This window comes from Pseudomonas sp. MG-9 (assembly GCF_018729515.1).
Lineage (GTDB): Bacteria > Pseudomonadota > Gammaproteobacteria > Pseudomonadales > Pseudomonadaceae > Aquipseudomonas > Aquipseudomonas serboccidentalis.
Map to the genome: position 1 here is coordinate 13486 of NZ_JAHHZH010000001.1, position 26005 is coordinate 39490.

The 26005-nt window shown below is 59.4% G+C and carries 32 protein-coding genes; 16 read left to right on the forward strand and 16 right to left on the reverse strand.

Features of this window, described 5'->3' with window-relative positions; translation table 11 throughout:
* Positions 1-47: 47 nt before the first annotated feature.
* Complete coding sequence (locus tag KKQ10_RS00070; RefSeq protein ID WP_215499537.1) at positions 48-626, forward strand: LysE family translocator; 579 nt, start codon at positions 48-50, stop codon at positions 624-626.
* On the opposite strand, the gene KKQ10_RS00075 is transcribed toward KKQ10_RS00070, so the two are convergent.
* From KKQ10_RS00075 to KKQ10_RS00105, 7 genes are read right to left on the reverse strand one after another with little or no spacing between them, the layout of a single operon-like run.
* The gene (locus tag KKQ10_RS00075; RefSeq protein ID WP_215499539.1) at positions 597-1991 is read right to left on the reverse strand and encodes an ATP-binding protein; all 1395 of its coding nucleotides are present in this window, start codon (positions 1989-1991) and stop codon (positions 597-599) included. The two genes, KKQ10_RS00070 and KKQ10_RS00075, sit on opposite strands and share 30 nt — an antisense overlap.
* Positions 1988-2650, reverse strand: coding sequence for a response regulator (locus tag KKQ10_RS00080; protein WP_127651498.1), 663 nt, complete (start codon positions 2648-2650; stop codon positions 1988-1990). The genes KKQ10_RS00075 and KKQ10_RS00080 overlap by 4 nt, the downstream gene beginning before the upstream one ends.
* Positions 2651-2661: 11 nt before the next feature.
* Entirely contained in the window at positions 2662-3306 is a 645-nt protein-coding gene (locus KKQ10_RS00085) for a tetratricopeptide repeat protein (RefSeq protein ID WP_215499541.1), read from the reverse strand.
* On the reverse strand, positions 3303-4112 hold the full coding sequence (locus tag KKQ10_RS00090; RefSeq protein WP_215499543.1) for an SDR family oxidoreductase: 810 nt from the start codon (positions 4110-4112) through the stop codon (positions 3303-3305). The genes KKQ10_RS00085 and KKQ10_RS00090 overlap by 4 nt, the downstream gene beginning before the upstream one ends.
* Positions 4099-4773, reverse strand: a complete 675-nt coding sequence (locus KKQ10_RS00095) for an iron-containing redox enzyme family protein (protein WP_127651495.1) — start codon at positions 4771-4773, stop codon at positions 4099-4101. Before KKQ10_RS00095 ends, KKQ10_RS00090 begins: the two co-directional genes overlap by 14 nt.
* The gene (locus KKQ10_RS00100; protein ID WP_215499544.1) at positions 4770-6251 is read right to left on the reverse strand and encodes an AMP-binding protein; all 1482 of its coding nucleotides are present in this window, start codon (positions 6249-6251) and stop codon (positions 4770-4772) included. Before KKQ10_RS00100 ends, KKQ10_RS00095 begins: the two co-directional genes overlap by 4 nt.
* Entirely contained in the window at positions 6241-6918 is a 678-nt protein-coding gene (locus tag KKQ10_RS00105; RefSeq protein ID WP_127651493.1) for a thermostable hemolysin, read from the reverse strand. Before KKQ10_RS00105 ends, KKQ10_RS00100 begins: the two co-directional genes overlap by 11 nt.
* A 208-nt stretch (positions 6919-7126) precedes the next feature.
* Here KKQ10_RS00105 and KKQ10_RS00110 point away from each other — a divergent pair, with 208 nt between their 5' ends.
* The 6 genes from KKQ10_RS00110 (at position 7127) to dapF (ending at position 11355) form a co-directional block, all read left to right on the forward strand.
* Positions 7127-7675 carry a cytochrome b gene (locus tag KKQ10_RS00110; RefSeq protein WP_215499546.1) on the forward strand — a complete coding sequence of 183 codons (549 nt, stop codon included), beginning with the start codon at positions 7127-7129 and terminating at the stop codon, positions 7673-7675.
* Positions 7676-7864: 189 nt separating this feature from the next.
* A complete protein-coding gene (locus tag KKQ10_RS00115) occupies positions 7865-8779 on the forward strand; it encodes a tetratricopeptide repeat protein (RefSeq protein ID WP_215499548.1) in 915 nt (304 codons plus the stop codon).
* Positions 8780-8848: 69 nt separating this feature from the next.
* Positions 8849-9724 carry a tetratricopeptide repeat protein gene (locus KKQ10_RS00120; RefSeq protein WP_215499551.1) on the forward strand — a complete coding sequence of 292 codons (876 nt, stop codon included), beginning with the start codon at positions 8849-8851 and terminating at the stop codon, positions 9722-9724.
* Positions 9725-9823: 99 nt separating this feature from the next.
* On the forward strand, positions 9824-10039 hold the full coding sequence (locus KKQ10_RS00125; protein ID WP_215499553.1) for a DUF4287 domain-containing protein: 216 nt from the start codon (positions 9824-9826) through the stop codon (positions 10037-10039).
* A 13-nt stretch (positions 10040-10052) separates the two neighbouring features.
* A complete protein-coding gene (locus KKQ10_RS00130) occupies positions 10053-10556 on the forward strand; it encodes a GNAT family N-acetyltransferase (protein ID WP_215499555.1) in 504 nt (167 codons plus the stop codon).
* A complete protein-coding gene (gene dapF, locus KKQ10_RS00135; RefSeq protein ID WP_215499557.1) occupies positions 10537-11355 on the forward strand; it encodes a diaminopimelate epimerase in 819 nt (272 codons plus the stop codon). The genes KKQ10_RS00130 and dapF overlap by 20 nt, the downstream gene beginning before the upstream one ends.
* Before the next feature lie 97 nt (positions 11356-11452).
* Here dapF and KKQ10_RS00140 read toward each other — a convergent pair whose 3' ends face one another.
* Positions 11453-11992, reverse strand: a complete 540-nt coding sequence (locus KKQ10_RS00140) for a thioesterase family protein (RefSeq protein ID WP_127651486.1) — start codon at positions 11990-11992, stop codon at positions 11453-11455.
* 310 nt (positions 11993-12302) lie between these two features.
* Positions 12303-13097: a nitrilase-related carbon-nitrogen hydrolase gene (locus KKQ10_RS00145; protein ID WP_215499559.1), complete on the reverse strand. Its 795-nt coding sequence runs from the start codon at positions 13095-13097 to the stop codon at positions 12303-12305.
* 618 nt (positions 13098-13715) lie between these two features.
* Here KKQ10_RS00145 and KKQ10_RS00150 point away from each other — a divergent pair.
* The 4 genes from KKQ10_RS00150 to KKQ10_RS00165 all read left to right on the forward strand — a co-directional run bounded on the left by KKQ10_RS00150 (position 13716) and on the right by KKQ10_RS00165 (position 17085).
* Positions 13716-14078 carry a DUF6124 family protein gene (locus tag KKQ10_RS00150; protein WP_215499561.1) on the forward strand — a complete coding sequence of 121 codons (363 nt, stop codon included), beginning with the start codon at positions 13716-13718 and terminating at the stop codon, positions 14076-14078.
* Positions 14079-14219: 141 nt separating this feature from the next.
* Entirely contained in the window at positions 14220-15761 is a 1542-nt protein-coding gene (locus tag KKQ10_RS00155) for a phospholipase effector Tle1 domain-containing protein (RefSeq protein ID WP_215499563.1), read from the forward strand.
* Positions 15761-16417 (forward strand): DUF2931 family protein, encoded by a 657-nt coding sequence (locus tag KKQ10_RS00160; RefSeq protein WP_215499565.1) that lies wholly within the window; start codon positions 15761-15763, stop codon positions 16415-16417. Before KKQ10_RS00155 ends, KKQ10_RS00160 begins: the two co-directional genes overlap by 1 nt.
* An 11-nt stretch (positions 16418-16428) precedes the next feature.
* A complete protein-coding gene (locus tag KKQ10_RS00165; protein ID WP_215499567.1) occupies positions 16429-17085 on the forward strand; it encodes a DUF2931 family protein in 657 nt (218 codons plus the stop codon).
* 116 nt (positions 17086-17201) lie between these two features.
* Here the strand turns inward: KKQ10_RS00165 and KKQ10_RS00170 are convergent, their stop codons facing one another.
* From KKQ10_RS00170 to KKQ10_RS00190, 5 genes are all read right to left on the reverse strand, one after another.
* Positions 17202-17684, reverse strand: a complete 483-nt coding sequence (locus KKQ10_RS00170) for a GNAT family N-acetyltransferase (RefSeq protein ID WP_215499569.1) — start codon at positions 17682-17684, stop codon at positions 17202-17204.
* A 243-nt stretch (positions 17685-17927) separates the two neighbouring features.
* A complete protein-coding gene (locus tag KKQ10_RS00175) occupies positions 17928-18206 on the reverse strand; it encodes a hypothetical protein (RefSeq protein WP_215499571.1) in 279 nt (92 codons plus the stop codon).
* A gap of 259 nt (positions 18207-18465) precedes the next feature.
* The gene (locus KKQ10_RS00180) at positions 18466-19572 is read right to left on the reverse strand and encodes a DNA alkylation repair protein (protein WP_215499573.1); all 1107 of its coding nucleotides are present in this window, start codon (positions 19570-19572) and stop codon (positions 18466-18468) included.
* A 2-nt stretch (positions 19573-19574) separates the two neighbouring features.
* Positions 19575-20180 carry a glutathione S-transferase gene (locus KKQ10_RS00185; protein ID WP_127651477.1) on the reverse strand — a complete coding sequence of 202 codons (606 nt, stop codon included), beginning with the start codon at positions 20178-20180 and terminating at the stop codon, positions 19575-19577.
* A gap of 61 nt (positions 20181-20241) precedes the next feature.
* Complete coding sequence (locus KKQ10_RS00190) at positions 20242-21150, reverse strand: MurR/RpiR family transcriptional regulator (protein ID WP_127651476.1); 909 nt, start codon at positions 21148-21150, stop codon at positions 20242-20244.
* A 541-nt stretch (positions 21151-21691) separates the two neighbouring features.
* Between KKQ10_RS00190 and KKQ10_RS00195 the strand changes: the two genes are divergently transcribed.
* From KKQ10_RS00195 to KKQ10_RS00205, 3 genes are all read left to right on the forward strand, one after another.
* Positions 21692-22096 (forward strand): TraR/DksA family transcriptional regulator, encoded by a 405-nt coding sequence (locus KKQ10_RS00195; protein ID WP_003225981.1) that lies wholly within the window; start codon positions 21692-21694, stop codon positions 22094-22096.
* Between the two features lie 628 nt (positions 22097-22724).
* Entirely contained in the window at positions 22725-23948 is a 1224-nt protein-coding gene (locus tag KKQ10_RS00200) for a methyl-accepting chemotaxis protein (protein ID WP_502941532.1), read from the forward strand.
* Between the two features lie 112 nt (positions 23949-24060).
* Positions 24061-24264: a hypothetical protein gene (locus tag KKQ10_RS00205; RefSeq protein ID WP_025111382.1), complete on the forward strand. Its 204-nt coding sequence runs from the start codon at positions 24061-24063 to the stop codon at positions 24262-24264.
* A 6-nt stretch (positions 24265-24270) separates the two neighbouring features.
* On the opposite strand, the gene KKQ10_RS00210 is transcribed toward KKQ10_RS00205, so the two are convergent.
* Together KKQ10_RS00210 and KKQ10_RS28330 are read right to left on the reverse strand one after the other, a co-directional pair.
* The gene (locus KKQ10_RS00210) at positions 24271-24507 is read right to left on the reverse strand and encodes a DUF2789 family protein (RefSeq protein WP_215499576.1); all 237 of its coding nucleotides are present in this window, start codon (positions 24505-24507) and stop codon (positions 24271-24273) included.
* A gap of 46 nt (positions 24508-24553) precedes the next feature.
* On the reverse strand, positions 24554-24829 hold the full coding sequence (locus KKQ10_RS28330) for a hypothetical protein (RefSeq protein ID WP_252191429.1): 276 nt from the start codon (positions 24827-24829) through the stop codon (positions 24554-24556).
* A gap of 424 nt (positions 24830-25253) precedes the next feature.
* Here KKQ10_RS28330 and KKQ10_RS00215 point away from each other — a divergent pair, with 424 nt between their 5' ends.
* Both KKQ10_RS00215 and KKQ10_RS00220 read left to right on the forward strand, forming a co-directional pair.
* Positions 25254-25703 (forward strand): hypothetical protein, encoded by a 450-nt coding sequence (locus KKQ10_RS00215; RefSeq protein ID WP_215499578.1) that lies wholly within the window; start codon positions 25254-25256, stop codon positions 25701-25703.
* 8 nt (positions 25704-25711) lie between these two features.
* Positions 25712-25909, forward strand: a complete 198-nt coding sequence (locus KKQ10_RS00220) for a hypothetical protein (RefSeq protein ID WP_215499580.1) — start codon at positions 25712-25714, stop codon at positions 25907-25909.
* Positions 25910-26005 lie beyond the last annotated feature (96 nt).

Consider the following 26005-nt stretch of genomic DNA (forward strand, 5'->3'; position numbering starts at 1 on the left):
GCTGCGCAACCGCCACAGTAGGCCCTGACTTTCTACAGGGCCGTGCCATGCTTGCGTTCATTCTCTTTGCCTTCGTTGCCTCGATCACCCCGGGGCCGACCAATCTCATCGTGCTCAGTACCAGCGCCCGACGCGGCTGGCGGCCGTGCCTGCCAATCATTCTCGGTGCGGGAGCCGGCGCCGCGTCATTGGTGTGGGTCGCCGGTGCGGGCGCGAGCACGCTGATGCTGCCCGGGGTGCGCCCGGTGATCAGTGTGCTTGGGTTGGGCTGGATGCTGTGGCTGGCGTGGCAGATTTTCACGGCGCCGGCCACGGCCATCGATCCCGCTGCCGGCGAGGAAAAACCCGAGCTGGGTTTGCTGGGCGCCGCGCTGTTGCAATGGGTCAACCCCAAATCGTGGATGATGGCGATTGCCGTGATCAGCGTGTTCACCGCTCAGGGGCAAGGGCTGAATGCGCTGTGCCTGGCGTTTTTTCTGGTGTCGTTACCGTGTCTGGCGCTGTGGGCGCTGCTCGGTCGAGGCGCGGCGCGCTGGCTGAGTAATCCGGCGCAGTTGCAGTGGCTGAACCGGATTCTCGCGGTGCTGCTGGTCGTCTCATCCGCCGCTGCGTTGCTGCACAGTTGAACTGACCGGCACCGACAACGTCGCGCACAACCCGCCCTCAGCCCGGTTGACCAAAGTAATCCGTCCGCCCAGGCGCAACGCGATGGTGTTGACGATGGTCAGCCCCAGGCCTGCACCGTTGGCGTTGCCTCGGCTGTAGAAACGTTCGAACAACCGCGCCCGATCTTCCTCGTCGATGCCCGGGCCCTGGTCTTCGACGCTCAGAAGGCACCAGCCGTCAGCCTCGCTCAGCTTGACGGTGATCACGCCATTCTCCGGAGAGAAATTGGCGGCGTTGGTGATCAGGTTGCTCAGGGCGATGTCGATGGCGGCGGTGCTGGCCATGACGTGCAGTGCTTGCTCGCTGTCTTCGAAGGCCAGTTCCAGGTGTTTGCTCAGCAGCCACGGCGTCAGTTGCACGAGGCAGTTGCGCGCGGTTTCGCTGAGGTCGATGCGTTGCAGCGGCGGCGGGTTGGATTTCGGTTCCAGGCGGGCCATGGTCAGCAGCTGGTTGACCAGCCGACTGGCGCGGTCGACGCCGGAAATCAGAAACTGCAAAGACTCGCGGCGCTCCTGTTCGGTGCCGGCCTCCAGCAGGTTTTGCGCATGCACCCGCAGCACCGCCAGTGGCGTACGCATCTCGTGGGCAGCGTCGGCGATGAAGCGTCGTTCGCGGCCGAGCACTTCCTGGATCTGTGCGAGCATGCGGTTGAGCGCCGCCTGCATCGGTTCCAGCTCGCTGGGCAGCGGCGTCAGTTGTAGCGGTTCCAGCGAGCCGCTGTGTCGGGCGCGCAGGGTCGCGGCCATGTCCGCCAACGGTTTGAGGCCCCAGCCGATGGCCAGCCAGATCATCGCCGCGAGTATCAGGCTGCCCAGCACGTTCGGCCACAGGGTGTGACGCACAATGCGGTCGACCAGATCGGCACGCACATCGTCGCGCTCGCCGACCCAGATGCGCAGACCGTTCTGCGGATCTTCCAGCACGAAGGCGCGCCAGTGCCGGTTGTTCAAATCCACCACATCGCTGAAGCCCGGTTGCATCGGCGGTGCGGTGAACGACGGCGCACTGGCGGTGTGCACCAGCACCTCACCCTTGGGGTTCCACACCTGGAAAGCGATCTTGCTTTCGTACGGATGGCCGTCGATGCGTGGCTTGGCTTCGCTCAGCGCCTGATTGAACGCCTGATACAGCTGCGAATGTTCCCTGCTCGCCAGCGGCATGCGCATCACGCCCTGCAACAGGCGGGCGTTTTGCGCCAGTTGGGCGTCGTAGACTTCGGCGATTTCGTGGTTGCTGTCGTGCAGGTTGAACACGCTGAGCACAGCAAGACCGGTGAGCAGCAAACCGATGATCAGCGTCAGCGTGCGGCGACGGATCGAGGTCATCGACGCTCCTCCACCAGATAACCCACGCCGCGAACGGTGCGGATCAGGTCGGTGGAGAATTTTTTGCGCAGGTGATGGATGTGCACTTCCAGGGTGTTGCTTTCCGCTTCCTCGTTCCAGCCGTAGAGCAACTGGATCAGTTGGTCGCGGGTCATCACCCGGCCCGGCGGCGACAGCAGTTCGTGCAGTAACTGATATTCCTTGGGCGTCAGGGCCACCGGTTGACCCTGATAGCTGACTTGCTGAGTGCCGGGATTGAGGCTGATGCCGGCGTGCTCGATCAGCGCCTGGCCGCGGCCGGCACTGCGGCGCAACAAGGCCCGCAGGCGCGCCTTGAGTTCGGCGAGGTCGAACGGTTTGACCAGGTAATCGTCAGCGCCGGCGTCCAGCCCGGCGATGCGATCTTCAGTGGCATCGCGCGCGGTGAGAATCAGCACCGGCAGGTTCGACCCGCTGTCGCGCAGGCGGCGCAGCACTTCGAGGCCGTCCATGCGCGGCAGGCCCAGATCGAGCACCGCCACGTCGAAAGTCTCACTGAGCAGCGCATGCAGCGCGCTGCTGCCGTCCTTGAGCCAGTCGACGGTGTAACCCTCGCGGCCCAGCGCCTGATGAATGCCTTCACCGAGCGCGATGTCATCCTCAATCAGTAGTAAACGCACGCGGACTCCTGTCAGTCGAGTTTCTTGTTCACGTCCACCAGCAGGGCGGCGATTTCTTTGCGACGCCCGGCATCAGCGGTTTCCCGGCCCGGGCGCGGCGCGGCTTGCAGCGCTTTGAGCAGCGCGGCCCTGGCTTCAGCGTAGTGCTTCTGACGGTAGAGGTGATCGCCCCAGAAGTACAGGCTGTCGATGCCGTCCGGGTTCAGTTGCAAGGCTTGCTTGAGCAGTTGCTCGGCCTTGTCGCTGTCGCCGAAACCGATCGGCCAGCCCGGGACGCGATCATACAACGCGGCGAGGCTGGTGTAGGCCGAACCTTGCAGGGCCTTGGGGTCAAGCGTCAGGGCTTTTTCCAGATCGGCCTTGGCGTCCTTGGCCTTGCCCAGGGCACCGAGACCGCCCTGAGCGCCGGCCCAACTGCTGGTGACGATGCCTTTCCAGATCCACGCTTCGGCCACCGCCGGACGCTGGGTAGTGAACGCAGTGGCGTCGGACGACAGTTGCTCGAACGCGGCGGCGCGCTGCTTTTCTGCCACCTCGTATTGGATGTGCGCCCAGCTCTGCTGGATGCCGTTGAGGCGTTGCTGGTCGGCCGGTTCCAGCGCCCAGACGCTTTGACTGAGGGCGGCGAACAACAGGCATGCGGAAAGTTTTTTCATGGTTTTGGGGACTCGTGGTCAGTTTTTTCACTGAGGCGGCGAATCAGCGGCAGTTGCTTGCGCAAGCCTCGATCCACCAAGTGCGGCAGCAGGTTGTTGAGGCGCACGAAGAAGCGTTCGGGCCAGCCCAGATACAGGTCGCGGCGGTCGCCGGCAATCGCATGGACCACCGCCGAGGCCACGGTTTGCGGGTCATCGACGTTGGACTTGAGCGCATCGTTCAAGGCTTGCGCCGCCGCACTGTTCATCGAGGTGCGCGTGGCCCGGGGCGCGACATACAACACGTTGACCCGGGTGTCGGCCAGTTCCCGGCGCAGCGCTTCCGAGAAACCGCGCAGGGCGAACTTGGTCGCGCAGTAGCTGGCATAACCGGGGTAACCGATTGAGCCATAGGTGGAACCGACGTTGACCACCATCGCGCTGTCGGCCTGTTTGAGCAGCGGCAGCAGCAGTTTGGTCAGGCACATCGGCGCACTGATGTTCACCGCGAGCATGGTGTTGATGTCGCTGTCATCAAGCTGCTCGAGCATGGCGAAGTGATTGACCCCGGCGGCATTGATCAGCAGGTTGATGCCACCGATGGCTTCAGCCGCGGCCAGCACTTTGCGCCGGTCGCTGAGAAAGGTCAGGTCGGCGGCGACCCAGCACAGGGTCTCGGGATAGCGTGCCAGCAACGGCGCCAGCGCCTCCTCATGCCGTGCCACGGCCAGCACCCTGGCACCGGCGGCGCACAAGGCCTCGGTAATCGCCATGCCGATGCCGCCACTGGCACCGGTCAAGACCACGCGTGCGTCACGCAGCTGCATGTTGAGCCTCCGCATCGCGCGGCAGGCCACGGAACATGTCGGTGTACAGGCGATAGACGACTTTCGAGGCGTGAATCACCGCCGCTTGGTCCTCGGGATCTTCCAGCTGATTCATCAGTCGGCGATAGGTCTGCATGTGTTCGATGTCGAGCGAGCCGTGCGAGCTCAGGTAGCTGAACGCTGTTTCCGGCAGCGCCAGACGCTCGCGAATGCTGCCCGCCGCATGGGTGGCCAGGGCGATACTGGTGCCTTCGAGCACGTTGACCATGCCGAACAGCCCGACTGGATTGCCACGGGCGATCAGGTCGTAGAGAAAACTCACCATCAATTCGATCGGCAGCGACGGTTGGCCGTCGCGCACCGCATCGCGATCACCGCCACACGCGGCGATGTCGTTGAGTACCCAGTGTTCATGGCCGTATTCGTCTTCGATGTACTCGGCCACCGCTTTGCGCAGCCATTCCAGGCGCATCGGCAGGCGCGCGCCGCAGGCCATCATCAACGGCACGGTGTGGCGCACGTGGTAATACGCCTGAGCCAGAAACGCCCGGTAGCTGTCGAGGCTGACCTTGCCTTGCAGGGCATCAAGGATGATCGGCAGGTTGAACAACTCGTTGCGTTCTTGCTGCGTGGCTTCTTGCAGGGTGTCGAAAAAACTCATGACGCGGACTCCTCGGAAACGGCGGATTCAGACAATTGGGTGCGGTACTGCGCGACGATTGCATCGCGGCGCGGGCGGCCATTGGCGGTGAGCAAGCCATTGGCGGCGGTGAACGGTTGGGTCAGGCGCGTCCAGCGATGCACCTGCGCGTAGTCGGGCAAGGCTTCGTTGGCTTCGGCGACCGCTGCGGCCAGCTCGGCGTCGCTGCAATCGGCACGGTGCGGCCAGAGCAAGGCGTGGTTGTGCGGCAGGGCCTCGCCGTAGACGAAGGCCTGGGCAATGTGGCGGCGCTGGGTCAGTTCGGACTCGACCCATTCCGGGTTAACGTTGCGCCCGAAACTGGTGACGAACTGGTGCTTCTTGCGGCCCTTGAGGTAGAGGAAACCTTCGGGGTCGAACTCGCCCAGGTCGCCGCTCGGCCACCATTCGTCGGTGTACGGCGCTTCCCCTAGATAACCGAGCAGCGTCGAGCCCTTGATCAGCACTTCGCCGTCCTCGGCCAGGCGCACCTCGACGTGGGGCAGGGGCTGGCCGACGCTGCCCGGACGCCGTGCACCGGGGCGATTGAGGCACACCACCGAGGCGCATTCGGACAAGCCGTAGCCTTCGAACACCGGCAGGCCGACGCGCTGCGCACGGTGTAGCAGATCCTCTGACACCCGTGCGCCACCGACGGCGGCGAAGCGCAGTTTTTGCGGGTCAAAGGCTTTCTGTTCGGCAGCGCTGACCAGCATCAACAACAGTTGCGGCACCAGAATCAGACTCTCCGGCGCACGCCCGGCCAGGTAGCCCAGCAGATGTGGCACGTCGACGCCACTGGCGCCCTGAATGCCCAGGGTCTTTTGGCTCGGCAGACTCAACGTCGCACCGGCGTACAGCGCCGCATAACAGCCGAGGTTTTCCAGCAGAATCGCCAGCGGCAACAGCGCCAGATGATGCTGCGGGTCGGTGGATTTACTCGCCTGCTCCAGCTCCCGCGCCACGCGCAGCAAACTGTCAGCGCTCAAGCACACGCCTTTGGGTGTGCCGGTGGTGCCAGAGGTGAACGTCAGTTTGGCGGTGCCGGTCGGCAGGCGACTCGGGCCGCTGAACGTGCGGCACCAGAACTCGCCGCGTTTCTCATAACCGGCCGCCAGCAGTTCGGCTGCCAGCTCCGGCTCGGCGATCACCCGTTCGGCCTGGCTCTGCTCCAGACAATGAGCGCGTTGCGCCGGGCTGAAAAACGGTGGCAGTGTCACGCAGGTCAAGCCTTCGAACAGCACGGCCAGATCCCACAGCATCGCGTCGACGCCGTTGTCCAACGCCAAGGCAATCACCTGCGCCTGCTCATCGCGCAGACGCTCCTGGCGATACAGCACCTCCGCAAACAGGGTGGCGTAATCGAGCTTCAGTGTGTCGCCCCACAGGGCGGTGGTGTTGTCATTGCGCCGGGCATGGTCGCGCAGGGTTTCCTGGAAGCGTTGCAATTCAAGCGACATGGCAGGCTCCTTCAATCGAGGTCGGCAGTCCCAACCGAGTGAACAGGCCGATATTGCGCAAATGGATGAATCCGGCGCGGATGTTGCCGACGTGCACCCAGGGTTTGCTTTCGTAATAACTGCCCCAGTGTTGACGCTCGTCACCCAGGCGCTCCGGGTCGGCGGCGCATAATGTCACTGGCTTCAGACCAAGCCGATGGAAGCTGTTGACCAGGCCGATGTTGCCGGTGAACGTCACCCATTCCAGGCCACCCATGGCCAGCAGGTAAGTAATGGCAATGATGCTCAGCCGTGCACTGCCGGTGTCGCTGGCGGCGAGGTTGCCGACTTCGACGATGCCGGTGCGATCTACCGGGCGATCGGCCGCAGCGCTGATCAACGGTTCGATCGGCTCATCCAGGTAACGCTCCAGAAACAGCGGCTCCCGATGGGCGCGACGTACACCGGCCACCGCGCACAGCTCACCGTCGCCGTTGTGCATGCCGAACAGCTCGGGCATAAAGTGTCGAATGTCGGCGCCGTGGGCCTTGCGAAAACGTTGTTGGATGAAGGCTTCAAACGTCTCTCGCTGTGCGTCATCGGGCAAGGCGCCGGTCAAAGTCATCGGCGGTGCTTCGGCTTGACCGAAGCGCAGGGGAAGGGGGATGTTCCAGTCGTAATCGGGCATGGGCAGAATGCCTTCCTCAATGGTTTGAGCGAAGTATCGGAGGCATTTCTTAACGAAGTCTGAAGGTGAAAAAAGGTTAATCAATCGGGCAATCTTCAGATTGTCTTAAGACTGCAAGGGCAGGGTGGCACCGTCGGTCCGCCCTGCAACCGGATCGAGACCGTCGAACGAATCGACCGTCGCTCACGACAATCACGAGGCGCTTCTTATGACCCGCGACACCGCCGTTACCCGTTATGGAAAACTTTCAATCACCCTGCACTGGCTGATGCTGGCGCTGTTCGTGGGCGTATATGCCTGTGTCGAAATCAAGGGCTTCATGCCCAAGGGCAGCGAAGCGCGCGGCCTGCTGATGGGCTTTCATGGCCTGTTCGGCGCGGCCATCTTCGCTCTGGTCTGGGTGCGTCTGCTCGGCCGCCTGACTCCACGCCCACCGATTACCCCCAAGCCACCCGCCTGGCAGACCGGCGTCTCGCACCTGATGCACCTGGCGCTGTACGTGCTGATGATCGCCACACCGATCCTCGCCTGGCTGATGCTCGCCGCCGCCGACAAACCGTTCCCGTACTTCGGCTTCCACATCCCGGCGCCGGTGGCCATCGACCCGGACTTCGCCAAACAACTCAAGTACTGGCATGAAACGCTGGGCAGCACCGGCTACTGGCTGATCGGTTTGCACGCGGCGGCGGGGCTGTTCCACCATTACTGGGTGCGGGATAACACGCTGGTGCGGATGCTGCCGGGCCGCACGGAATAACGCTGACCTCCCCTGTAGGAGTGAGCCTGCTCGCGATAGCGGTAGACCCGTCAGCATGGGTGTCGACTGAGCAGACGCCATCGCGAGCAGGCTCACTCCTACAGGTTTTGTGGTGTGTTTGAATGCTCGGGCTTCAGGTTTTGCGCCTGCCTGCCGATGAAATCTGCACGATTTCAACGGATGCCGTTCATGAACAAGGTTGTTGCTCTACTGGCGTTTACCGCCCTCGTCGCAGGCTGCAAATCCCTCGGCGGTTCCAGCGGCAATCCCATCGCTGACGCGCATCCCGTCTTCCGTTGCGCCGCCTACTTCGATCAGCCGTCGCTCAGTGAGCAGCAGCTCAACGACATCCGTGCCCTCAGCCGCCGCGACAACGGTTGCAAGTTGATTCTCGGCAGAATGTACGAAGCGGGCCGAGGCGTACCCCGAGACATCCCCCAGGCCAAAACCGTTTATCAGTCCCTCGCCGAGGCCGAACCGCGTGCCTACAACCGACTCGGCGCGATGGCCGAGCAGGGCATCGGCGGCCCGGTCGATCTGGTCGCCGCGAGGGACTTCTATCAGCGTGCCGTCAGCAAACCGGGCAACACCGACATCGAGTTCAAACTGGCCGAGTTCATGGAGAACGGCAAAGGTGGTCCTGAGGATCTTCAAGGCGCATTGAAGTATTACCTCAGCAGTGCTGGCGCCCTCGACGCGGCCTGGAGTGGTGTGCAACGACTGCGTGCCCAAGGTGTTCCGATGACAACTGCGCAGCAGAAGCGCTACAACGAGATCTTCGGCAGCAGCGTTTATTACCGCTTGAGAAAGAAGGTCGAGTACCTCGAAGAGGCCTTGAAGAAAGAGAGAATGACGTCGCCCGACAGCCAACCGGTCAGTGTGAAGCTGGAGGGGATCCCCGGTGTGCCGGTGCCGACCCTCTCGCTGGTGCAAAGCTCCGGTAACAGTGCTGTCGACCAGAAAGTACTGCAGGGTTTCGCCGATTACCGTTTCCCCGGTGAGCCGATCATTGCGCCGGACCAGAAAACCTACTGGCTCATATCCACCGTCAGGACCGACGGCAAAACTGAATTGCAGAGATTGAAAGACCTCATGACGAAGTGAGCGGCTCCTGACCGATTCAGCACGGATCATATATTTTAAGAAGTAAGGCGGACCCGACGGATGCAGCGCATGAACAAGGCAGTTATTGGGGCATTCATGACCCTCGTCGCAGGTTGCAGCAGCCCCCCACCCAATCCTCAGGAAGCAAGCCTCACCGGCACCCGCTGCCTGCTCTTCGCGAGTGTGAGCGACCTTCCCGCCGACCGCGTCGATGACATCCGCGACGCCAGCGACAACGGCAACCTCAAGTGCAGGATTGCGCTTGGCGCTTTGTATGAGTTCGGTCGTGGCGGCCTATCGCCGGATGTGCGCAAGGCCCGCTCCCTGTATGAGTCTGTCGCTGCGCTGGATGGCGCCGGGTATGAGCAACTGGCACGCATGGCCGAGGAGGGCAGCGGGCAGGCGCCTGACGCTGTCGAGGCGCGACGGCTTTATCAGTTAGCGCTCGTCCATCGTGAGAGCGCCAGCAGCGAGTTCGCGCTGGCCCGGTTGATGGAACAAGGCCGAGGTGGCCCACAGGACCTGTCCGGGGCGCTGACGCATTACCTCAATGCCACTCGACAAATCGATGACCCGGCATGGGACGGTGTGCAACGGCTCCGCGTCCAGGGGCTGACCCTGACCGCCGAGCAGACACAGCGCTACAACGAAAAATGGTACGACGCCGTTGGCACCAGCCTCACAAGAACGGTGTACGACACCGAGCTGCTGTTGAACAAACAGATCAAACCTGGCACCGCGAGCAAACCGGTCACACTGGAGGCGAAAGGCAAACCCGGTTCGTTGGTGCCGCAATTCACCTTGGTCGAAAGCTCTGGCAATAACGAGGTCGACCAAGCCGTGCTCAAGGCCCTCAGCGAATACCGTTACCCGGCGCAGCCGATCCTCAAAGCAGGGCAGGAGTCCTGGTCGTCAGAGTTTCCGGTCAAGGTCGGCGTGAACTGAACGGGCTCACTTGCCGGAACAGCGTCTCGCGTCCACTCTATGGCATGCCGACAAGGAGCGTCCGCCGACCCTCCGTCGTGACCACAGGGAGCTTGCAGCATGAGCGAAGACAACAAGATAAAAGGCCCGGCGTCGTACTTCCCCGCCATCGAAAAAAAGTACGGCCAGCCCATCGATCACTGGCTGAACCTGCTCGCTGGCGTCACCGACAAGAAGCACATGGAACGGGTGGCGTGGCTCAAGGACGAACACGGCATGGGCCACGGCCATGCCAACGCGCTGGTGGCGCATTACCTGGCCGCAGGCAAACAGTGAGGGCAGGGCAGCGATGAACTTCTCCCACCGGCCCGTCACGGCCGACGACGTCAAAACCCTTTGCGGCTTTCCGCAGGGCGTTCAAGAGTTGTACTTCATGTTCCCGAAAGCGCAGTACCCGCTGACGGAAGAACAGATGCACACAGCGATCAGCCAGCGCTTCGACTCCACGGCGTTTTTGGCCAACGGCGAGTTCGTCGGTTTCGCCAACTTCTACCGTGCCGAGCACGGCGGCGTCTGCTGCATCGGCAACGTCATCGTCGCCCTCTACGCCCGGGGCCAGGGTGTCGCTCGGTACATTGTCGAAACCATGACCGCCGTCGGTTTCGAAAAGTATCAGGCCAGGGAAGTGCAGCTTTCCTGCTTCAACGAAAACACCGCTGGGTTGCTGCTTTACCCGAAACTCGGCTTCGTGCCGTTCTCCATCGAAGAGCGTGCGGCGCCGGGTGGCAGACGTGTGGCGCTGATCAACATGACGCGCAGTAGAGGCGCAATCGATGCCGCTGACCTTCCATAAGATGCACGCCAACGGCGATGATTTCGTCGTGATCGACGCACGCAACAGCGTCAACCCCGTCACCGGCGAGCTCGCCCGGCGTCTGGGTGATCGCCATCGCGGCATCGGCTTCAACCAGCTCGCTGTGGTGCTCGATTGCGAAGACGCCGATGCACGCCTGGAGTTCTGGAACGCTGATGGCTCAGCGCTCGACGTCTGCGGCAGCGCCACTCGTGGCGCCGCCGACCGACTGATGCGTGAAACCAGCCGCACCTTGATCGTCCTGCGCACCCAACGCGGTCTGCTGACCTGCGAACGCACACCCTCGGGCACGATTTCGGTGGAGATGGGCCAGCCGCTGTTCAACTGGGCAGACATCCCGCTGGCGCAGGCACTCGACACCCTCACACTGCCACTGCCCGGCGACCCCGCCGCGTGCAGTATGGGCAATCCGCACTGCACGTTTTTCGTCGAAGACTTGAGTGCCGTCGACATCGTCACCCTCGGCCCACGCCTGGAAACCCACCCGTTGTTCCCTCGCAAAACCAACGTCCACTTTGTGCAGATCATCGACCGTCAGCACATTCGCCTGCGCATCTGGGAACGCAACGGCGCCATCCCGCTCGGCTCGGGCTCCTGCTCATGTGGCGCGGCCGTCAACGGCATGCGCCGAGGGTTGCTGGATAACACCGTAGAAGTCGAATGCGACGGCGGCCCCGTCACGGTTCACTGGGACGGCACAGGCCCGGTCATCCTCAGCGGCCCGGTAGAGGCGAGCTTCACCGGCACCATCGCTGACCACCAACTCGAGCCCAAGTGAAACACGCCCCCTGTAGGAGTGAGCCTGCTCGCGAAGGCTCCCGCCCAAGCGACACCGCTCCCTATCCATAAACGCGATCATCCAGACGCCCCATGACTCAAACCTCCTCACCCCTAAGCTGAAGGCTCATCAGATCGCAACTCGCGGACCACGACGTCAACCACTCCGGCATCTCGGGCGACTGTTCAGGCAACCCCAATTCCCTGACGAACTCACCCGGCGCAATCGTGCCTTTCGCCGAACGAAACAGCCCACGCATGACCACCACGCCGATCACCCGTCCCTTGCTCACGAAGCGGTGTTCCATGAAGCTCCATTTGTCGTCCCAGCCGAGCATCCGGCTGTGGATTTCAAATGCTTCAAACAGCTTCAGTTCACGCCGGAATTTACCCCAGGTATCCCCAACGACGGGTAGCGCTTTAGTGCGCAACGCCACTCGAAACGCGCCACTGCGCAACACAAAATCCATGCGTCCGACGTCGGCCATTGTGAAATAGCGGCCATTGGTGACGTGCCGATTGAAATCGAGATCCAGCGGCCACACGCGCATGCGGATAACGGTGGATTCCAGCGCATTGACCGGCCTGCGCCAAGGTCGACGAAAAAGCATGCAGAGCAGTCGAAACCACAGATTCATAAGTACGTCAGCCAGTTGAAAGAGCGCTGCACTCTAGCGACCCAGGCGTCGGCGAGGTAGGTGCGTAAATGACTTTTTTGGGCTGAACAGTGCATTCCGATCATTGCGGAGTATCCGTCCGGCCAAGTCATCTACCCAGCCCTGAAACCTGTTGCGATGATCCGCATCGACTCAATCCGGCTCGCCACCGAGCCCATGGACATGCGCGCCGGCACCCGGAAAAATCGTACGCTAAGGTTTTATAAACTGCCGTAGCGGCCTGAATTTCCTGTCTTTCAGGTTGCTGGCTTTGCCGCCAGACGTGGCGAGTTCATTTTGGGTGTGGGCCTGATAAAGCATAGCGACTTGCCTCTTCCATCAAGTCATCGCACATAGGATTCGCCTTGAGAACGTGCGCAGCCGGGTCGATTATCGACAAGCCAAGCGACGTCTCTTCTGTGGCGGAAGTCCAAACTTCTCCCATAGGCCCGACAATTTGGCTTTCACCTCTGAATGTCGCCTCTGCGCCTGCATACATTTCCACACCGGTCCGATTGGCACAGATAAGCGGAGTGGCATTTTCCATTGCGCGAATACGCGCAAGCTGGGTTGTCCAAGGCCCACCATAGTTGGCTGGACAACACAGTAACTGCGCACCCTGGCGCACCAACAGGCGAGCGGCTTCTGGCATCCAAAGGTCAAAACAAGTAAGAATGCCGAAACGGCAGATTCCGTCATCGAAACACGCTAATGAATCGCCTGGCGTGAAGAGGCGCTTTTCTATGCGTGACAGGTGGCACTTGCGTTGCTTTCCCAGCCAGCGCCCTCGCGATACGACAATCGCCGTGTTGTAGATGTGATCGCCATCACGCTCGGCGATGCCAGCAATCAGCGTTGCATTCTTGTCTGCCGATAGTTGCAGTAAGAACTGCGCCGTTGGCCCATCGAGCGCCGATTCAGCATGAACAAACAATGCCTCACGCGAGTCGTGAAAATAACCGATGGTGCAAAGCTCGGGCATGACTAAGAGATCAAATTGCGCCAAGTTTACGGTGTCGCGAATCTTCCTGAAATTTGCTGCTGGATCGCCAAATGAAACGGGATACTGCAAAAAAGCCGTCAGCATGAAGTTGTCCAACCATTATGGAAGTTTTCTGGGCCCGGGCTTATCTTCCCTTGGGCGGCGTGAAGTTGAACTATACCCTTGCCGGCTGTCAGGCAGGCCAGCCGCTTAGTGTGAGATTTTGTCCATTTGTAAAGGTAAGGATGTCAGCGAGAAACTCGAACATAGGTGGCAACCGGTTTAGTTACGCAAGACGCGATGCCCGGACGTCTACATTGCTGAAATGGTGTTGATGCTGGATCGGCAGCCAGTTCAATCGGCCGATAAACAGGAAATAATCGGGATGTTTAAACGAGGCCTGCCGTTACCACCGAAACCCTACAACGCCTTGCGCCATCGCCTACGACTAAGCCAGAATCCGCCGGCTTGTGCGTCTAGGGCGCGGGTTCTATCGTCTGTCGGTCACTGAAAAAACAGTGATCGGGTTTGGTAGCCCGCCCTAACTAGTCGCATCGCGCACCGTTCGCAGACCTCATCAGGTCGCTGCTCAATGGTGGCCATGCGCAGGACACCTTCGGGTGTGCCGGGTCCTAGTTACCGGTCTACCAACCCGCGTGTGGCCGCCACCCTTCGTTTGGTAGCGAAGGTGAAGGCTCCTCTTCAATAACTAGGAGTTTCACCATGATCAAACCAACACCCAATCCCCCAGAAACCGACCTCGCATCCCCCTACGAATCCCTCGATTCCAAAAAACTCCACGAAGCCGCCGAACGCGCCCTCGACCACTACCTCACCCCGGCCACCCAAATCATGGCCAGCAGCAACAAACCCGAACCCATGTACCTCGCCAACCCGAAGTGCGACACCGAATCCCTGCTCGCCAACGCCAGTGAAACCCTCGGCTCGGCCAGCGAAATGCTCAACAACTTCGCCGCCATGCTCGACACCTCCCACCGCAAAACCGCACTCGGCATCGCCCAAGTGGTGATGCTCGGCGAACTCGCCGTAAACCAGGCCCTCGACAACGTCGAAACAGCCCAATAACGCACCCCGTGCGACGAGACAAAACCCTCGTCGCACCCAGCAACCTCAACCGGGCTGGCACACGGCCACGCCTTGCGCCCCCCAGCCTCGGCTGTCACCCTTCGGCCCGTTCTTCAAGGATCAGAACAAGGAAATCAAGGATTGAGTGGCTACGTTCCCAACCCCCCGAAAAACTACCGCTACGAAGAAGCCAAACCCGTCGACATTCACGCCCAGCGTTGGGCCGAGTACGAGAAACACGGGAAAGAACCTGCGCGCGAGCCTGAGAAAATCGGCATTGCGTTGAGGATTGGGGTGTTCTTTGACGGTACTGGCAACAATGCGAATAACACGGCAGCAGGGTTGTTGTGTGGTGCGCAGCATCCGATTGCGCCGCAGGATATTCCTGCGAGTTGTATGCCTTACATGAGTGATCCGGATAGCAGTTACGGCAACGATGTCAGCAACGTAAAAAAACTGAGCGAGTTGTATGATGCCGTGCCAGACGCTGTTGGAGAGGGGCTACATAGGAGCACTTCACGCGTCATCTATATCGAGGGCATCGGCACGCGAGCGGGTGAAGAGGACAGCAAGCTCGGTGCTGGCACCGGTCGCGGAGAAACGGGCGTAGCGGGTCGGGTCGAGTCCTCGTTCCCCAAAATTCAACAAGCGATCAGTCGAGTTTTGGTCGATAACCCGGGCAGTGAAATCAGCTCCCTGACCTTTGATGTGTTTGGGTTCAGTCGCGGCGCTGCGGCTGCTCGTCATTTTGCCAATGAGCTTGTCCGCTCTAGCCGCGGGCCGCTGGGTATAGTCTTACGAAACTTACCCAGAGCCTTCAGCCCCAAGTTCATCGACCAATACAAAAGCGACATCAACGTGGGCTTTATTGGCTTGTTCGATACTGTTCCATCGATAGCCGGTTGGTCTAATTTGGGGAACATCAAAAGTTCCATTGCGACGGGCATCAAACTCTACCTGGATCGCCGCTTTTTTGCCGACGTCGTCCAATTGTCTGCGCGAGACGAATGCCGGGCCAACTTCGCCCTCAGTCGTGTCAAAGCAGATCACGTGGAAATTACCCTGCCGGGTGTACATTCCGACATTGGTGGCGGTTACCTGGAGGAGGCAGAGGAGTGTGTCCTCGTCACGCCTATGCAAACACTCATCGTGTCTCTAAATACAGATGTGACGACTACCTCGATTTACCGCGATGCCGTTAATGCCAAAAGCCAATGGTTAGCTAAAGGCTGGCCTGCTGACATGCTCGAAGTCGTAACACCTGAGGCGTTATCGATGCCGGATAGCCCGCAGGAAAGATTGAGTCCAAGGCAGAAGCGCGTGTACGCGGCACTTCAACTCAAACGCCCCGTGAGTGGCTTGTTATCCAGGGTATATCTGCGGGTGATGCATCGTTTGGCGAAAGAAAAGGGAGCTCGTTTCAACGACATTCCAGACACTCCGGATCTCGCCATTCCCTTCGAGCTTCAAGCCATGTGTGATCGGTTTTTAGCAGGTAACTACAGTGTCACACCGCAAGAAGAACAATTGCTCAAACTCAAGTACATTCACACGTCTGCCAACTGGAACCATCCACTTGGCCGACGAGATGGCAGCGGCATCAATGCGGTTTACATCAATGCCCCCACGGACGATTCAATCCGTGTGCAACACCCCCACGTACCCGACTGGACGCTTTGGTGATGAAAGTTCTTGTAACCCTGCTGTGCGCACTATTCATGGTTGGATGCCAATCTGCTGATTCCTTGTCGGCTAAAAACGACCCGAAATCTGAATCGTGGGAGCTTGCGTTCACTGAACCCTATTACATGAAGGTTTGGGTTGAGGACAGCGCCGTCGAAGACATAAACGGCAAGCTATTCACGCGCACGGGAGGAGGCACCGCCGCTGGTGGGGAGCCAGAGAATGGCAAAGAGTCCGCACGCGGTTGGCATGCGGTAGGCGCGGCTGCGAAGGCAGTGATTGGCGCTGACTTGCCCAAACGCATTTACGTGCGCTGGCAGTCCATCGTCGAGCCGCAGACCTATAAGGTTTGGGTGGATGTACCTGAAGAGGCGAGGCAGTTGATGGTGCAGTCGATCAGTCAGCGGTGCCCGGAAACACCGGAACAACAGGCCAGCTATAGCGCATCTATCTATTTGGGCTTGGCTCCAGGGGGTGTTGTACAGGTTTTTGTTCGGGACTCGTGCCACCGCCCAGTGAAAGTCGCTAGAGCACAGGCAGAGGTTGAACCGCTAGGGCCTAGTCAAGGTAAGAGCCAAGGGCGCTACGCGTATCCTGTGAGCGAAAAGTCCAAGCGGTATATCGAGAAATTCGGAATCCCTTACGGGAGTTGGTGACCCGTCAGCCAATGAAACAATTCATTACGATACTTTGCGTTTTGCTGATCACAGGATGCCAAGCAACTGATCCACTCTCAGCCAAAAATGACCCGAAGTCCGAATGGTGGGAACTAGCTTTCACTGAACCTGATTACATGAAGGTTTGGGTTGAGACCACTTCCGTCGAAGACATTAAAGGCAAGGCATTCCTGCGCACCGGAGGTGGATCCGCCTCAGGCGGGCAGCCAGAGGATGGAACAGCGTCTGCTCAAGGTTGGCACGGCGTGGGAAGCACCGGAAAAGCTGTTGTTGGTGCTGATCTTCCCCAAAGGATCTATGTCCGATGGCAATCCATTGTTGAACCGCAAACGTATAAAGCCTGGGTGGACATTCCAGAGGAAGCCAGACAACTCATGCTTGAGTCCGTCAACCAGCGTTGCGCAAAAACACCTGAACAAGAGGGGCGGTATATCGCGTCTCTATACTTGGGCCTGGCTCCCGGCGGCGTTGTGCAAGTCTGGGTTCGAGACTCATGCCACCATCCTGTCAAAGTCGCCAGAGCACAGGCAGAGGTTGAACCGCTAGGGCCTAGTCAAGGTAAGAACCAAGGGCGCTATGCGTATCCCGTCAGTGAAAAGTCCAAGAGGTATATCGACAAGTTCGGCATTCCGTACGGAAGTTGGTAGGAGGCAGCAAGAAGACACTTCTCCTGCCAGTCCTTCTGTCGAGTCAATGCGGCCTACAAAGGGCCGCTTTCGGCCCAGAGTGTGTAAAAACGTATCTTGAGGTGCATCACATCCAGCTAGCAAGCTGGGCCAACCGCCGGAACGCTCTGACGAACATAATAATTGTCGAATTCACTGCTTTCGACGAATTGGAAGCCATGGCGGATATAAAAGCGATTCGAAGCGCTTTCTTTGAGAGCTCCAACTTTAATGGGGAGCGCATTCGCATCCGCCACTTTGAAAATCTGAGTGAGAACAACAGAGCCTATACCTGATCCTTGCGCGCTCGGTCTCACATACAAGTGGTCGAGCAAGAGTTCATTGTGGTGATGCTTGACCACTACAAAACCAACCCTCTCTCCAGATACCTCGATGTAGTGTGTGTTGCGAGCTTCAAAACCGCTAAGAAACCGCTCACGCGCACGCACCGGATCAAATCGCCCAACACGCTCCAGACTTTCGCGCATGGCCTCAATTCGAATGGCTACAAGATTGTCCAAGTCGCTTTGTTGAGCTAGGACCAAAATGACTGACGAATTTTGATTGGGTGTGGCGGGCATATTTTGCGCTCTATTTACTCTCCTGGAAGGCCAGTATAGAGAGCCTGATCTGTGGGGCCCAATTTGGCTTCACCGTCGAATTCAGACACCTATCTCAAATGTGAATGAAGGGGTGTCTCTGTACTATTATTTTTGCGTATTCATTTGCAGGGGGAAGCCAGTGAAACGCTTCATTCAAGGTGAACGTCGAGGTCAACAGCTGGCTAGTGTTCGATGGTTAGGTTTGAGTGGCGCTGGCTCTTTTCATTGATATTTGGCTCGGCTGTCTGCAAGCACTCGAAGTCGTTCGAAGATCAAATCGATGTCTAAAACCGAGTAGCGCTTTTGCACCTTACGAACCACAGAGGTGTCCTCGTGTGTAACCTCGATATAATCGAGCCCGAGCGCTTTGGCAGCATTTCCAGCATTCGTCGGATGCAGGGGACACCCGGTTAATGCTTCGAAATGCTCGACGATTTCAGCAGCGCTGAGTGTTTCTTCATGCGATGTGATTGCACGAAATGTAGGAGCTTTCTGTGTCATAGCATCACTTCTTATAATTAGGCCTTGCGGGCCATGAGCGTTATTCCAACAATCATAGTGCGCCGTTTCTACTGATCGAAGAAAGAACATCATCTCCAACTCTTACCACCGAGCTTTGGAGAAATCGGAGATTTTTTCTGCGCAGTACGACACGCCCCGAATTTTTCTAGAACCTTGGTCCGCTTTTGGCCGAAGCAGCCCCATCGGTAATTCCCTATCAGTCCGAGTACTGCCAGATCAACGGAATCTATTAGCAGTATCAATCAGCGACGATATCAAACGCAGCACTCCCCAAAACCTCCCCATTCACCAAAACCCTCACCCCATGCCGCCCCACATAATGTTTCCGCGTCGTAAAATCCCTAATCACCTGCCGCCTCCCCACAACCAACTCCCCAAACCCCGCCAACACCACCGTCTTCAACTTGAAAACCTTCCCTGAAACCCCGCCATTCGCCTTCACATAGTCAATCGCATAATCAATCACCAACCGTTGCTCATGCGCCACCGTCGACTTCACCGTAAACGACAACGTAATCGCTTCCCCCAACCGCACCACCGCCGGCTCAACCTTCACATCCAGCAACTCAACCTCAGCCTTGGCTCCGGCACCAATCACCGTCAGCGCTCGCATATCTCCCTGTTTGATCAAACTGCGCAACGCATGCTTGGCAATCCACGCCGTGTGTTTGTTCTCCAGCGACCAGCCTTCAATCGTGTCCAGCACCCACTCCGGATGCTCTTTGGTCACGTCATTCAAATGGTTCGCCACGGACTTGCGCACGTACAGACTCTCGTCGGCTTTCAACCGATCGAGGATTCCGGCGGCCAATTGCGGATTGGCCTGCACCGCTTCCAGGCGAAATGACCACGGTAGGCGAGGGCGGGAGCCTTCGCTGGCGAGGCGACGGACGTGGTGGTTTTCGTCTTGGGTCCAGTCGTGCATGAGTTCCAGCGAGCGTTTGAGGTCGCTGCGCAGGAAGTGGCGGATGGCGAATTCGGAGGAGCCGAAGGTGGTGAAGTATTTCAGTGCTTGCATCGAGGTATCGAACGCGTGGCCGCCGTAGCTGGCGACGTAGTGCGGCAGGCACATGCTGACGAATCCGCTGTTGAGGCGGGGGGCGAGTTCGCGCAGCACATCGAGGGAATCTTCGTAGTCCAGCGGCAGCACGGCGTGCAGGCTTTCGCTGACGCGGGCCATGCGTTGCATCACCGAGAGTTCGGCAAGCCCGTCGTTGGCATGCTTGAGAAACGCTTTGGCCTTGAACGCCGGGTACACGGCGCTCATTTCAGTGGCGATGTGGTGCAGGCGTTCGGCGTTGAAGATTTCCTTTAACGCCGGCGCGGCGGTGTCGGTTGCGCTCATGGTCAGGTCATCGGGGTGCTGACGAACGCTTCGAGGGTTTCGGCGTAGGCGGTGTATTGGGCGATGTGCGGGTAGCGGCGGGTGTCGATCTGGTCGGGGACGACGAGGCCGGTGAAGCTCCAGGCGACGGCGAGGCTGATGCCGGCCTGGGTGAGGGTGCCGTCGGTGGGCAGGCCGCTTTTTTCGAGTTCCTGTTCGAGGGCGGTGAAGGCGGCGGCGAGTTGGCCTTCGACGCGTTCGACCCATGGTTGGTATTGAATGTCGACCGGGCGCAGGTTGCGTTCGTAGTAGAGCTGCACGGCTTTTTCGCAGGCGGCGAGGCTGAGGCCGATCAGGCGCAGGGCGTGAGCGCGTTGTTTGAGGTCGCTTGGCAGCAGGCTTTTGCCGCTGGCGGCTTCGAGGTAGTCGAGGATGAGGGTGGAGTCCATCAGGACCACGCCGTCATCGAGGATCAGCGTAGGCGCCTTGACCACCGGGTTGATCTGCTGGAATTGCTCGAAGTGGCGGAACACCGAGACCGACTGGTGTTCGAGGTCGATGCCGAGGCGTTTGGCGGAGATCGCCACGCGGCGCACGTAAGGGGAGTCCAGCATGCCGATCAGTTTCATGACGCGTTCCTTCAAGTCGAACCGGTGGGAAGGCATAACCTAGCCGAGCCTGAGGCAAATGTCAGTCGTCAAACCCCGCTTGCTCGTGAATCTCCTCGACATTCAATTCCAGCCGATACGCCACCGCCACAAACAGCGCCTGACACAAACACAAGGTCGCGCTCAACGAGCGGAACGCCAATGCGCTGCCTTCATTTACCAGCAACAGGCTGTTGGCGTTCCTCGCCAGTGGCGAGAGATGGCTGTCGGTGAGGATCAGGGTGTTGGCTTGTTGCTGGCGGGCGTAGCGCAGGCAGTGTTGGGTTTCCTTGGCGTAGGGGGTGAAGCTGATGGCAATGACCAAATCACCGCTACGCACGCTGCGCATCTGCTCTCGATAACTGCCGCCAAGGCCGGACACCAGGTGAATCCGCTTGTGAGTGTGTTGCAAGTTGTAAACGAGGTAGTCGGCGACGGCGAAGGAGCGGCGCACGCCGATGACATAGATGTTGTCGGCGTTGACGATCAGGTCGACGGCTTTTTCGAACGCGACGTCGTCGAGTTCGCGGCCCAGGCGTTCGATGCCGGAGCGGGTGGCGTCGATGCATTCGCGGGCGAGGTCGCCGTCGCTGGCTGGCTGCGACTGGTTGGCGATCATGCTGCGGATGCGTTGCTGGTAGTTCTGCACCGGCGAGGCTTTGTGGGTGTAGGCGGTGCGGAACAAGGCCTGCATTTCGCTGAAGCCGCTGAAGCCGAAGCGCTGCGAGAAGCGCACGATGGCGGACGGATGCACTTCGCATTCACGGGCGATGTCGCTGATGCGATCAACCATGATCCGGTCGCTTTGCTGGCTCATGTAACTGGCGATGCGCTTGAGTTGGCGCGGCAGGGTATCGTATTCGTCGGTGATCAGTTGCAGCAGACGCTCGGCATTGATCGGGGGGCTGGCGAGGGGGCGCTCGTCGTTGGCCGGCAGATCGGGGCGGGGCATGGGGAGTCCTTTTGGCAAATTGATCACCCTGTGGCGAGGGGGCTTGTCGAATCGTTGCACCGTCCCGTTGGACTTCGCAGCAGACCCTCTGCTTGAAAGAAAAAAGCAGGGCCGCCCCGCGACTCAGCGGGGGCAAGCCCCCTCGCCACAGGTGTTGGTTTGCTCTGATATTAGGGGGCTTTTTCGGGTTTGCTTTGCTGAAACGATGCACTGCGCGGGCGGCATGGCTGAAAAAAATGCGACCAACTGCCACTGGGTTAGCCGTTTGTCTTCTATATACAGCCGCTCGACTGAATTTCTTGCTATAAACGCACTCCGATGACCGCCATGACGCCTGTGTCAGAGCTGTTTACGGGTGTTGTCGGACAAATTCCCAGTATTTACAGTTGCTGAGGCCTCAAACGGGCCTTAGACTGCCGCCCCTTCGTAAATTGAGTGCCGGGTGGCGTTTGCAATAAACGATGCCTTTTCGTCGACCGGACACGGTTCGCCGGAACGCTCCCTAATTCGCCTTAATGCACGTTTTTTTATAGAGATATCAATGACAAAGGACAAGTTGCTGGCCATGCCGGCAGATGACTACATGAATGCCGAGCAGCACGCTTTCTTCACTGAGCTGCTGCAGAACATGAAAGTCGAAACCCACGAGCGCATTGAGCAAAACCGTATCGCCATCGAAAGCCTGGACACCCCGGCCGACCCGGCGGACGCGGCTTCGGTTGAAGAAGAGCGCACCTGGCTGGTCAACGCGATCGATCGCGACCAGCGCATGCTGCCGCAACTGGAACAAGCCCTTGAGCGCATCAAGGAAGACAGTTTTGGCTGGTGCGACGACAGCGGCGAGGCCATCGGCCTGAAACGCCTGCTGATCAGCCCGACCACCAAGTACTGCATCGAAGCTCAAGAGCGTCACGAGCAGATCGACAAGCACCAGCGTCAGGCCTGATTCCATGGCTGCCCCCTGAATGGGGGGCGCCTGCAAAAGATCGCAGCCTTCGGCAGCTCCTACATGGGTTTACGTGAACCGCTGTAGGAGCTGCCGAAGGCTGCGATCTTTGCTTTTGCTCGTCTGCACGATTCCCGAGCGGTTCCATTGACCTGCTGCAGGCTCCACGACTAACGGACCATGGATAATGGCTAGGTAGTGGCGTTTAATGCGGATACAACAATGAGAACATGCGTGGGGTGACGAAATGACGAGAGATGGATCTCTGGTTGCGGCTCTGCCCGCACCAGTGCTGTTGCCGAAAAACCGCTGGATCGCTCCGACCCTGCAAAGCATTGCCTTGATGCTGTTGCTCGTCGGCATGACGCTGGGTGAGTGGTCGTTGTACATCGGCCTGCCGCTGGTGGTGTTGATTGTCTGGCTGCCACGCCTGCGTTCCCGTGCCGTCGCCGATGCCGCGCCTGTCGAGACCGGCAGCGCGATTTCCGAACTCACTCGCGATCTTTCCTACACCACCAGTCATAACGCTCTGTCGGCCGCGGGTGTGGCGTTTTCCGTCAAACAACTGGCCAGCAAGCTGGAATCGCAGCTCGACGCGGCGGCGCAGATTGTCAGCAACGCCGAAGTGATGATCGCCACCGAACACGCTACCTCGCAGCTCAGCCGTGCAGCGCTGGACGCCGCCAGTGAAGCGCACCACAGCAGCGCGGCGGGGCGTACCGAGCTGGTGGATTCGATTGCGCGCATGCACCAGCTCAGCCAGCGCGCCAACGCCAGCCGTGAGCTGATCGAAGCCCTGAGCCTGCGCAGCGACGACATTCAGCGGGTGACGCTGGTGATTCAGTCCATCGCCAGCCAGACCAATCTGCTGGCCCTCAACGCGGCGATTGAAGCGGCGCGGGCGGGCGAGCATGGTCGTGGTTTTGCGGTGGTGGCGGACGAGGTGCGCGGTCTGGCGGCGCGCACGGCGTCGGCGACTGGCGAAGTCGGGGAAATGGTCGCCGATATTCAACAGCGCACGGCGCAGGTAGTGGAGCAGATCCGCGAGCTGTCCAGCGATCTGCAGGTCGGCGTCGCACAGGTGGAAAACACCGGTCAGCATCTGGAAAACATTGCCCGGTTGGCCGCCGGGGTGGAAGGTCAGGTCGGCGAAATTGCCCGTGGCGCGGAAACCAACCGAGAGCAGCTCGACAGCCTGTTCAAGGCCATCGAGCAGATGCGCAGTGATCTGGCGATCAGCGATCAACAGACCCGACGCCTGGCCGAGGCCGCCGTGCAGATGGAGGGTCAGGCAGAAACCATCAGCGAGCGTCTGGCCGAAGTCGGTCTGGATGACTACCACCAGCGGGTCTATGACCTGGCACGTGAGGGGGCGACCCAGATTGCGGCGCGGTTCGAGGCGGATGTCGAGCACGGGCGGATCAGCCTTGAGGATTTGTTCGACCGCCAGTATCAGCCGATTCCCGGGACGCAACCGGCGAAGTTCCATACCCGTTTCGACCGCTATACCGATCAGGTGCTGCCGGCGATTCAGGAGCCGCTGCTGCCGCGCCACGAAGGGTTGGTGTTCGCCATCGCCTGCACGCAGCAGGGCTATGTGCCGACGCATAACCTGGCGTTCAGTCAGCCGCTGACCGGTGACGAGCAGGTCGACGCCGTGGGCAATCGCACCAAACGCAAGTTCGCCGACCGCACCGGCATCCGCTGTGGCAGTCATCAGCAAGCGGTGCTGCTGCAGACCTACACCCGCGACACCGGGGAGTTGATGCATGATTTATCGGTGCCGATCATGGTCAAGGGCCGGCATTGGGGCGGGTTGCGATTGGGGTATAAACCGGAGAATCCGCGCTGATCGATTATTACCGTCCGTGCAATGAATCTGTGCACGGGCGTTGCTGTTTCCGCTGCGATGAACTCATTAACATTGCTACTAGTTAGGTAGCTAATGAAATGGAGAGGTCAGCATGCAGAGCAGAGTCGATGTCGCGGTGATGATTGGCAGTGGTGTGCCCGCCGGATTGCGCGCGATGGGGCAGAGCGTGTGCTGGGTGGTGTTGCTCAACGGTGAGCGGCGCGGCACTGCGTTCGCCAGTCGCGACGAGGCGGAGGAGTGCAAGGCTGCCTGGCTCGCGCAACTGCAAGCCGAACCAGGCGACAGCCTGCACTGACATTGATTAACGGCCGTCGTGCAAGCGTACGTTCAACTCATCGACCATCATCGCTTCCTCGCCGTCGGCGCGCAGCCATTCCTTCAGAAGTTGTGCCTGTTGCGGCGTCCAGAATTCGGCATCGATCAGTTTGGTATTGGCGTCCAGCGGATGCGCTTCGATGAAGTCGTCGATTGCGTTGCCCTCCGATGGCAGTCCGAGTTGGTCGAACAGGGTTTTCAGATCATATGCAGGCAGTTCCATCGTGTACTCCTTTTGCGTGTGCCGGAATGGCGCTGTCGCTCGCTCTTTATCTGAGGCAGTCGTTGGGCAAGAGTTCGATTCGTGCTTCAAGCGAGCGGGCTAGGGCACAGGCTGCGTTATGATCTTCGCGGAAACCTCTTACACGACCGGTAGACGATTCCTTGATATGAAAGAACGCATTACCGGCCGGGACGACCTGGAAGCGCGGCGTGTTGGCGCTTTGTGCGTAGTGCGCAAGCTCCGGTATATCGGCTGCGTGCAACACGAAAGGCGCGTCGATGCTGGCGTTGGAGGGGCAAGCAAAGTGAGTCAGAGTGCACATATGAAGTCCTTTTCATGAGTTGGCCGACGTTTACTGGTCGGATCGGGTAGTCGTAAGGAGCATCGCTGCTCTAGAATCGCCAGTGCCTGTTGGCGACAGGTGCCTATCTAAAGCAATTTTTTACGGGCGATATGTCGGAAAAGGGCTTTTTTTCGTCAGTTTTTTCCCTAAAGTTTGTAGTCAGTCTTCGCTACGCTTAAGTGAAGATTTTTCCTTCAAGGCCTGGCGAACGTCGAGGCAAGTTTCTCGCGAGACTTTCCAGTAGTCTTGCGAACTCGCGATGAATGGGCGTTCTGCTTGATTCAGGCTTAGTGGAGTCATTGGGTAACAGCATCGGCCTGGCCGTTTTTTTTGTCGTGCGCGTCTTTGCGCAGGGTACTTTTTCAGATGTGGGGATGTTTCTTTGGCAGTCAGTAATCTCGATATGCATGCTTTGTTCGTGCTGGGTGATTTGCGTGCAAAGCTGGTCAAGCTGTTCCAATCGCGTTTTGTTTACATCACCGAACAGAACGCCGAAGGCATTTACGTGGCCGAAATCGACACCGAAAGTGCGTTGGTGGTCGATGACAAACCGGGCCTCAAGCTCAAGGTAGGTGATCATTTCAGCGCCTCGGTCCTGCCCAGCCGTGAAGGCGGCAAGATGGACATCCGTTTTCGCGAGATCAAACTGACGGTCTATGGCCTGGGCGATTACGCCTTTGTCGAAACCGCCGAGGGTCACGCGATCCTGTTCAAGGAAGGCCACAGCGTGGTGACGGTGTTTGCCGCGCATCAGCAATTGCAGGAAGGCCTGACCAAGACCCTGAAAGCCGTCACCGGCAAAGCGGCGAAGTGGCGCAAGGGCGAACTGGTCACGTTCAAGGCCAGCGAGTGATCGGTGGCTTGAGTCGCGCAGACTTCCATTCGCAGAACCTCGACCGCGCGCGTGAGGAAGCCTTGCGCTTGTACAACACCAAAGCCGAATTGCAGGGGGCCTGGCTGAATTGGGTGGCTGCGCAGATCTATACCTTGCGGCCTGCGGAATACGCCAGCATGGTCAGACGCGAGCTGCAAAGCTTGCAGGAAAAGTCTGAAACATAACCTCGTCGGGGATTGGCTCCCTGAAAAAGCAGGAACCTCGGCTACAGTCAGTTGACTGAGTATTCAGAGGCTTGCGGTCTTCTGTCAGGCCGTCCT

Bases quoted from the DNA above. Each gene is read 5' to 3' on its own strand.
- KKQ10_RS00070 (WP_215499537.1), top strand. From the start codon at position 48: ATGCTTGCGTTCATTCTCTTTGCCTTCGTTGCCTCGATCACCCCGGGG.
- KKQ10_RS00075 (WP_215499539.1), bottom strand. From the start codon at position 1,991: ATGACCTCGATCCGTCGCCGCACGCTGACGCTGATCATCGGTTTGCTG.
- KKQ10_RS00085 (WP_215499541.1), bottom strand. From the start codon at position 3,306: ATGAAAAAACTTTCCGCATGCCTGTTGTTCGCCGCCCTCAGTCAAAGC.
- KKQ10_RS00090 (WP_215499543.1), bottom strand. From the start codon at position 4,112: ATGCAGCTGCGTGACGCACGCGTGGTCTTGACCGGTGCCAGTGGCGGC.
- KKQ10_RS00095 (WP_127651495.1), bottom strand. From the start codon at position 4,773: ATGAGTTTTTTCGACACCCTGCAAGAAGCCACGCAGCAAGAACGCAAC.
- KKQ10_RS00100 (WP_215499544.1), bottom strand. From the start codon at position 6,251: ATGTCGCTTGAATTGCAACGCTTCCAGGAAACCCTGCGCGACCATGCC.
- KKQ10_RS00105 (WP_127651493.1), bottom strand. From the start codon at position 6,918: ATGCCCGATTACGACTGGAACATCCCCCTTCCCCTGCGCTTCGGTCAA.
- KKQ10_RS00110 (WP_215499546.1), top strand. From the start codon at position 7,127: ATGACCCGCGACACCGCCGTTACCCGTTATGGAAAACTTTCAATCACC.
- KKQ10_RS00115 (WP_215499548.1), top strand. From the start codon at position 7,865: ATGAACAAGGTTGTTGCTCTACTGGCGTTTACCGCCCTCGTCGCAGGC.
- KKQ10_RS00120 (WP_215499551.1), top strand. From the start codon at position 8,849: ATGAACAAGGCAGTTATTGGGGCATTCATGACCCTCGTCGCAGGTTGC.
- KKQ10_RS00125 (WP_215499553.1), top strand. From the start codon at position 9,824: ATGAGCGAAGACAACAAGATAAAAGGCCCGGCGTCGTACTTCCCCGCC.
- KKQ10_RS00130 (WP_215499555.1), top strand. From the start codon at position 10,053: ATGAACTTCTCCCACCGGCCCGTCACGGCCGACGACGTCAAAACCCTT.
- dapF (WP_215499557.1), top strand. From the start codon at position 10,537: ATGCCGCTGACCTTCCATAAGATGCACGCCAACGGCGATGATTTCGTC.
- KKQ10_RS00140 (WP_127651486.1), bottom strand. From the start codon at position 11,992: ATGAATCTGTGGTTTCGACTGCTCTGCATGCTTTTTCGTCGACCTTGG.
- KKQ10_RS00145 (WP_215499559.1), bottom strand. From the start codon at position 13,097: ATGCTGACGGCTTTTTTGCAGTATCCCGTTTCATTTGGCGATCCAGCA.
- KKQ10_RS00150 (WP_215499561.1), top strand. From the start codon at position 13,716: ATGATCAAACCAACACCCAATCCCCCAGAAACCGACCTCGCATCCCCC.
- KKQ10_RS00160 (WP_215499565.1), top strand. From the start codon at position 15,761: ATGAAAGTTCTTGTAACCCTGCTGTGCGCACTATTCATGGTTGGATGC.
- KKQ10_RS00165 (WP_215499567.1), top strand. From the start codon at position 16,429: ATGAAACAATTCATTACGATACTTTGCGTTTTGCTGATCACAGGATGC.
- KKQ10_RS00170 (WP_215499569.1), bottom strand. From the start codon at position 17,684: ATGCCCGCCACACCCAATCAAAATTCGTCAGTCATTTTGGTCCTAGCT.
- KKQ10_RS00175 (WP_215499571.1), bottom strand. From the start codon at position 18,206: ATGACACAGAAAGCTCCTACATTTCGTGCAATCACATCGCATGAAGAA.
- KKQ10_RS00180 (WP_215499573.1), bottom strand. From the start codon at position 19,572: ATGAGCGCAACCGACACCGCCGCGCCGGCGTTAAAGGAAATCTTCAAC.
- KKQ10_RS00185 (WP_127651477.1), bottom strand. From the start codon at position 20,180: ATGAAACTGATCGGCATGCTGGACTCCCCTTACGTGCGCCGCGTGGCG.
- KKQ10_RS00190 (WP_127651476.1), bottom strand. From the start codon at position 21,150: ATGCCCCGCCCCGATCTGCCGGCCAACGACGAGCGCCCCCTCGCCAGC.
- KKQ10_RS00195 (WP_003225981.1), top strand. From the start codon at position 21,692: ATGACAAAGGACAAGTTGCTGGCCATGCCGGCAGATGACTACATGAAT.
- KKQ10_RS00200 (WP_502941532.1), top strand. From the start codon at position 22,725: ATGATCGCCACCGAACACGCTACCTCGCAGCTCAGCCGTGCAGCGCTG.
- KKQ10_RS00205 (WP_025111382.1), top strand. From the start codon at position 24,061: ATGCAGAGCAGAGTCGATGTCGCGGTGATGATTGGCAGTGGTGTGCCC.
- KKQ10_RS00210 (WP_215499576.1), bottom strand. From the start codon at position 24,507: ATGGAACTGCCTGCATATGATCTGAAAACCCTGTTCGACCAACTCGGA.
- KKQ10_RS28330 (WP_252191429.1), bottom strand. From the start codon at position 24,829: ATGTGCACTCTGACTCACTTTGCTTGCCCCTCCAACGCCAGCATCGAC.
- KKQ10_RS00215 (WP_215499578.1), top strand. From the start codon at position 25,254: ATGCATGCTTTGTTCGTGCTGGGTGATTTGCGTGCAAAGCTGGTCAAG.